Annotated in this window: 1 protein-coding gene; it reads left to right on the plus strand. The window is 65.1% G+C overall.

Features of this window, described 5'->3' with window-relative positions; all coding sequences use genetic code 11:
* A partial coding sequence (locus tag AC0L3S_RS39115; RefSeq protein ID WP_473285293.1) for a reverse transcriptase domain-containing protein occupies positions 1-615 on the plus strand: 615 nt, incomplete at its 5' end.
* Between the last annotated feature and the right edge of the window lie 93 nt (positions 616-708).

Genomic DNA, 708 nt, shown 5'->3' on the forward strand with positions numbered 1-708 from the left:
CAATGGCGCCGTCGCCGCGCACGCGGTCGCGTTGTGGCCGTTCGCTATGCGGACGACTTCGTCATGGGCTTCGAGAGCAAGGTGGATGCGCAGGAGATGCTCTTGGCCCTCAAGGCGCGGCTGGCCAGCTTTGGCCTGATGCTTCATGAGGGCAAGACGCGGTTGATCGAGTTCGGTCGATTTGCGGCCCTCTCGCGTCAGCGGCGCGGCGAGCGGCGACCCGAGACCTTCGCCTTCCTCGGCTTCACCCACTACTGCGGGCGGACCCGGGACGGCCGGTTTATCGTGAAGCACAAGACGGAAGGGAAACGCCTGACGCGCAAGCTGACGGCGTTGCGCCAGGAGGCCTGGCGGCTCATGCACGAGTCACTGGCCACCCAGCACGAGTGGTTCGCCGCAGTGCTGCGTGGACACTACGGCTACTACGGCAGGCCGCACAATTATCCAGCGCTTAACGGCTTCTACCGCGAAGTGCGTCGGATCTGGCTGCACTGTCTGAGACGGCGCAGTCAGAAAAGTCGGCGCATGGGCTGGTCGGAGTTCGAGGCCCTGACGGCACGCTTCCGTCTGCCCGTTCCACGCATCACTCGCACTTGGGCGCAGGCGCGGATATGACGCGGGTTACCCTCGGGAAGAGCCGGGTGCGGGAAAGCCGCCTGCCCGGATCTGTGAGGGCGAAAGCCAAATGGCTGAGCTACTCGACCACGA

The sequence above is a fragment of the Bradyrhizobium sp. Ken01 genome (assembly GCF_055807355.1).